Genomic DNA, 5,738 nt, shown 5'->3' with positions numbered 1-5,738 from the left:
GCACATCACCAGGCGAAGCCTCCCCGGATGGGGCGACGGAATCATCTGGAACGAACTCCACCACACCACCCCCTACAACAACACATGGGACTAACCCCCCAGACACACAATTTGTCCTTTAACCCACTTTTTGTGGTTCGAGAGGATAACCTCTCGAACCACAAAACATTTGAAGGTCTGACAGGATTCAAGCTAGGCTTTCCCAGAAGTATCCTCTGGCAGAATAAACAGTCCCGCGGCGGGCTTGCATTCCAGGCTCACTTGCCCATAACCGAGCCGTTCTCCATCAGCGATTGGCGCGAGGCTCTCCATCTCGAGGCTGACCTTCGTGGCCTCGTGAAACTCTACTCCCGGTGCGCCCTCGAACCGCCCGGTTTTCGCGCGCAACAGGGCTCGCACCATCTGGAACTTGTTCATGGAAGACAAGGTGGTAATCGAAAACTTGCCATCGAAAGATGACCCTCTGGGTGCAACCTCAACACCGCCACCATAAAATCTCCCGTTACCGACCGCGCACAACGTCAACCGCTCGGCTTCGAGCGGGATTCCGTCAAGGATGACCTGGGACGGATAGGGATGGAACCGCGAGAGAATCTGGAACAGCGCCACCATATAGCGCGCCGAACCGTGTGGCCAGGAAATTTCTTGGGTGCGGTCGTTGACCATCTGGTCGAAACCTACGCAGGTAACGGTCGACCACCAGCGCTTTCGTTTCTTCCCGCGGAGGTCGGTGAAGGTTGCCAGACCAAGATCGGTGGGCCTCGCGAAGCCGTCAGCGATTACCGCCGCTGCTTTCTTAGGCTGTAATGGGATCCCGAGATTCCGTGCGTGATCATTGCCGGTTCCCGCGGGAATCACGCCGAGTGGCTTGCCAGAACCGACTAGGTGTTGCAATACGAGTGAAACAATGCCGTCCCCGCCGCAAATCGCAACCGCATCGATGGTGGGGTCTTTGACAGCGTCGCTGGCTGCGTTCTTGGCGTCGAGAGCCGACTCGGAGGGGTATTCGACAAGCTCGATGCCTCGCGAACCTAGAACTTTACGAGCCTTGCGGGCATTTTTGAGCGCGCCGCCTTTGTTAGCAGTGGGATTGGTGATGAAGGCGAGACGGTGGATTTCAAAATGGCGCCCCTCGTAAGGGTCTGGTTGCTTTTCTGGTGTCGATTCTTCCGCGGTGGCATCGCTCATTGGAATCCTCCTAGTGGAAAATTACCGTTCTGTTTCCGTCCATCAACACGCGATGTTCCGCATGCCACTTGACTGCCTGGGCGAGCACGCGACGCTCCACGTCTTGGCCCTGCTTCTGCATGGCAGCAACGGTGAGGGTGTGGTCAACGCGGGCCACATCTTGTTCAATAATCGGCCCTTCATCAAGGTCGGCCGTGACATAGTGGGCGGTCGCTCCAATGAGTTTAACCCCGCGATCGTGGGCCTGGGCGTAAGGTTTCGCGCCCTTGAAGGAGGGGAGGAAAGAGTGATGGATATTGATAATCCGCCCGCTCATACGCCCACAGAGCTTGTCAGACAGAATCTGCATATAGCGAGCCAGCACAACGAGTTCGACTTTTTCGGCCTCCACCAGGTCAAGGAGCCTTTGTTCGGCCTCCGGCTTGTTGTCCTTGGTGACGGGGACGAGAATAAACGGTACCTGATAGAAAGTCGCAATCGGAGCGAGGTCGGGGTGGTTGCCAACGACGGCCTTGACATCAATCGGGAGCGCATTGTCCCGCACGCGATAGAGCAGGTCGGACAAGCAATGTCCCTCTTTTGAAACCATGATTACGGTTCTTAAGGGGCGTCCGATTTCGTCCAAATTCCAGTTCATCTTGAAGTCGTCGGCAAGAGCCTCGACCCGAGTTTTCACTGGCTCGACAGCAGGAACATCCATCGAGACGCGCATAAAGAACAGTCCGGTATCGGGATCCCCAAACTGGGCAGATTGGAGAATATTACCGCCGGCTTCTCCCACTAGGCCGGACACGGCGTGAACGATTCCGGGCTGGTCTGGGCAGGACAGGGTCAGGACGAGTTTCTTATCGGTTTCACTCATAGAGGCAAGTCTACCTAAACTGTTACGGTCATAAGATCCAGGGCGGAAACCGGCGAGAAATCCGGCGCGCTGGGCTCGCGGGCCTCAGCCACAGCCGCCGTAATGGCAGCGATTTGCGCTCCGTTATCGGTACAAAACTTCAGGGGAGGAATCCGCAAAGTGACGCCGTTCGCTTCGCACTCTTTGCCGAGCCATTCGCGCAGCCGAGAATTCGCGGAATAGCCACCGCCAACAACGAGAGTTTTCGCGCCGGTGTCAGCAAGAGCCTGCATGGTTTTCGTCACGAGCGAATCATTGACTGACTCGGAGAATCCCTTACAGATTTCGGCCACCGGAAGCCAGGGCTTTCCCTCTTTGGTGGCGGAAAAATCCTTGGTGAAGTCGGGGCGGTTACGGACCTCGGGGGTGCGTTCGAGACCGTCAACCCAGCGCGCTACTGCGGTTTTAAGGCCCGAGAAAGAGAAATCATAGGGGTGGGTTTTCGCGTATTTTGCCCCCGCGAGGCCGCGCGGGAAATCTATCGCGTGAAGGGTACCCTCGCGAGACAGCCGATCCACATGCGGGCCGCCCGGATAAGGTAGGCCCAAAACCCGCCCGACCTTGTCAAAAGCCTCGCCTGAGGCGTCGTCTAGGGTTCCTCCGAGCTCGCGGATTCCGCCCGGAGCTCCAAAATCTGTTATCAACAGGAGATTCGTGTGACCCCCGCTCACGACCAGACCCACTGCTGGAAGTTCGATTGTTCCGTTCACGAGTTGATCTACTGCGAGATGTCCAATGACGTGGTTGACTCCGTAAAGAGGCTTGCCGGTGGCAGTGGCGAGTGCTTTTGCTCCAGCAATACCGACTGCTAGAGAGCCAATCAGTCCGGGCCCCGCCGCGACCCCGATTTGGTCCACGTCTTCGAGCTTGGCTCCGGCCTGGTCGAGGGCGGAAGTTACGACCGGGAGAAAAGACTCCAGGTGGGCTCGCGAAGCAATCTCGGGGATAATCCCTCCATAACGCGCGTATTCATCCATCGAGGTAGCCACCACATTCGCGATGAGGCGAGTCTTACCCGCTACGAGGGCTGCGCCCGTCTCATCGCAGGTCGATTCGATTCCTAAAGTCAGTTTTTCGCCGTTCAACACGCCCTATATCTTACGCCATCGCCAGCAGTAGTCGGCGCGGGTCAAGCGGAGCCAGCAGGATCAGCGGGGTCAGCGGGGTCAGCGGGGTCAGACCTCTCCGGAGTAGTGAGCAAAGCGAGTGTAGCCGGAAGGGTCTGACCCCAACGGCTTAGCGGCAATGCTTATCTACCGCTTACCCCCGCCGTGCCAGGATGGTGCGGTGTCGGCCCGCGAGTCGGGTGACAATCAGGACCAAATCTTCACCCTGGGGATCCGCTTTGGGCAAAAGCCGCTTGCGCAAAGTCGCGGGGGAGACCTCTGCCCCGCGCTTCTTAATCTCCAGCGAGCGGACCCCGCGAGCCTTGAACTCGGTGCGGAGAACCTTGTCATCAAAGGGGAGAATTTTCTCGATTTCGAACCAGGCCCCAAGTTTCCGGGTGTCCTCGCTCGGTCCGTCTCCAGTCAGATAGGCAATTCCTGTTGACACGCTCGCGGTCTCGGTCAGTTGAGCTACGTGAGCCACCAATCCGGCGCGGATAATGGCCGCATCGGGTTCAAATAGCCACGCACCAAGCGCGGTCTCATCGGGAATAATCTTGGCTGGTCTAGCCACCGTCGCAGGGTCGCCAGAATCTTCCGGATCGCGCAAATTAGCCCGAACGTGGCCGTCTTTTTCCAGTAGGAGAGCGGTTCGCCCGGGACTTTCTCTCAACGTTCCAAACCATAATCCGGCTTCCACCAAGTCGCCGTCAACAGACACCCATTCAGATTCACAATCCGCAGGCAAGGACTCATGGGCAATCCCGGGAGCGACTTTCACCCCGAGATTCCGGTTCGGGATTTCCTCTCGGAGAGCCAAGATGGCCGACAATGGGGGCTGCCATTGTTCCGGTTGCAGGTTTCGTCCCCGCTCATCGCGCCTTGCCGGGTCAGCAAATGCCCCGTCAACTCCGGAGGCCCGTAAATCCGCCCAGTTGAGGGCGGTTACGTCTGCCTGAGTGACGTGTGCTTCGGGGAAAGCGCGAAGATTCATCAAGGCGGCTGCGGCGGTTGCCTCGTCAATCTCAAAAGCTTCCACTAGCAGGCCGACACCGGCGAAAGCTAGCGATTCCGCGCCGAGTCCGCAGCCCAGGTCGGCAACCTTGTGACAACCGGCGTGGCGAAACCGCGCCGCGTGAGTCGCTGCCACTACGAGGCGAGTCGCTTGTTCAAGACCTTTACGAGTAAAAAGCATGCCGGCCGCAAATTCGCCGAACTTCGGCTTCGCTTCCTCGCGCAACTGCAACTGCGTCAAAACTGCCGCTACCAGTTCCGGCGCGACCTCGCGGCTGCGCAAACCGGCGTTTAACTTTTCCCCGAGCTCACGCGAATACGGCCCCAAAGATCCCAGCTCGTTCAAGAGCCGGAACCCCTTCGGCTCTAAAACAGGCTTTAGCGCATTGTTATCCACCCCGTCATCTTCTCATTTCTCAAAGTGTTTTCGTCCCGCCTGCGCAGGTGCCCACTGCGCTTTCGCGAGCTGCAGCGCGTAGGGGAGGGACTCGCAGCAGCGGGGCGCGGCGGCAACACGAGCCGCCGCGTAAAACGGCGGAGCCGAATAAGAAACGCGAAAGCGTTTCCGGCGAAGCACCGTTTGAGAAAGGGCCCTATTGTGGCGGGGAGCGAAGCGACGCCGACACAATGTGGGCGCGGTGGCATCGCGCGGAGCGCGAGTGAGCCACCGCGTAACTGGCGGAGCGGATCAAACGACGGCAATTAGCCGTCGTCCGCGAAGCACCTAATAAAAACTCCCTCGTAGCTGCGAGAGCCCTCCCACGCGCTGCGCGCAGTAAAGAGAGGGATGGGCATCTGCAACTAAGAGAAAACGACCGACACTTAGCACTCGGCTTGCGAGAGTGCTAACTTCCTCCTATGATAGAAAACGGCTGAAGGAACGCCACCCGCGACGGCGTGACAACAGTAAAGAGAAGAACAACAAACTTAGAGAAAGGGGAATCGCAGTGTCGGTTTCCATTAAACCTTTAGAGGATCGGGTTGTCATCAAGCAGATGGAAGCGGAAACGGTTACCGCTTCCGGTCTGGTCATCCCGGATATGGCAAAAGAAAAGCCGCAGGAAGGCACCGTTGTGGCGGTAGGCCCGGGTCGTGTAGACGACAAGGGCTTGCGCGTACCGATGGATGTCAAGGAGGGCGACAAGGTCATCTACGCCAAGTACGGCGGGACCGAGGTCAAGTACCAGGGAGAGGATTACATGATTCTCTCTGCTCGCGACTTGCTTGCAGTTGTTGAGTAATCAACAAAGGCGATACAAAAGACCGGACTCGAGAGGGTCCGGTCTTTTGTTAATTGAAGATTTGAGGAGTTTTCTGCGGCGAAGGCAAATCGTTGCCTCCGCTATTCGCCTCCGCACTGTTACGCGCTGGCTCATGCTCGCTTCGCTCACTGCCAGCGCGCGGGTTAAAGGACAAATTGTGTGTTTTTTATCCGGGATTTTTGTTGTTGTAGAGCCTTAAAGTCGGGTTGAAAGTTGGTTTGGCTGAACTTTGGGGTCGGTCAAATTGTGTGTCTGTTTTCCCGGGTT

General features: G+C 57.6%; 5 protein-coding genes. 1 reads left to right on the top strand and 4 read right to left on the bottom strand.

What is annotated here, in order from left to right:
• Positions 1 to 192: 192 nt before the first annotated feature.
• The 4 genes from FYJ63_RS10870 to FYJ63_RS10855 all read right to left on the bottom strand — a co-directional run bounded on the left by FYJ63_RS10870 (position 193) and on the right by FYJ63_RS10855 (position 4,606).
• Entirely contained in the window at positions 193 to 1,188 is a 996-nt protein-coding gene (locus FYJ63_RS10870) for a diacylglycerol/lipid kinase family protein (protein ID WP_154546608.1), read from the bottom strand.
• A gap of 10 nt (positions 1,189 to 1,198) precedes the next feature.
• The gene (gene purU, locus FYJ63_RS10865) at positions 1,199 to 2,050 is read right to left on the bottom strand and encodes a formyltetrahydrofolate deformylase (RefSeq protein WP_154546606.1); all 852 of its coding nucleotides are present in this window, start codon (positions 2,048 to 2,050) and stop codon (positions 1,199 to 1,201) included.
• A gap of 14 nt (positions 2,051 to 2,064) precedes the next feature.
• Positions 2,065 to 3,177: a tRNA (adenosine(37)-N6)-threonylcarbamoyltransferase complex transferase subunit TsaD gene (gene tsaD, locus FYJ63_RS10860; RefSeq protein WP_277026228.1), complete on the bottom strand. Its 1,113-nt coding sequence runs from the start codon at positions 3,175 to 3,177 to the stop codon at positions 2,065 to 2,067.
• Positions 3,178 to 3,349: 172 nt separating this feature from the next.
• Positions 3,350 to 4,606, bottom strand: coding sequence for a THUMP-like domain-containing protein (locus tag FYJ63_RS10855; protein ID WP_287847392.1), 1,257 nt, complete (start codon positions 4,604 to 4,606; stop codon positions 3,350 to 3,352).
• A gap of 550 nt (positions 4,607 to 5,156) precedes the next feature.
• Between FYJ63_RS10855 and groES the strand changes: the two genes are divergently transcribed.
• Positions 5,157 to 5,450 carry a co-chaperone GroES gene (groES, locus tag FYJ63_RS10850; RefSeq protein WP_277028628.1) on the top strand — a complete coding sequence of 98 codons (294 nt, stop codon included), beginning with the start codon at positions 5,157 to 5,159 and terminating at the stop codon, positions 5,448 to 5,450.
• Positions 5,451 to 5,738 lie beyond the last annotated feature (288 nt).

Origin of the sequence: Mobiluncus porci, from assembly GCF_009695935.1 — a bacterium.
Lineage (GTDB): Bacteria > Actinomycetota > Actinomycetes > Actinomycetales > Actinomycetaceae > Mobiluncus > Mobiluncus porci.
The sequence above is the reverse complement of the archived record's forward strand: the minus strand, read 5'-3'. Positions and strand labels throughout refer to the sequence as shown.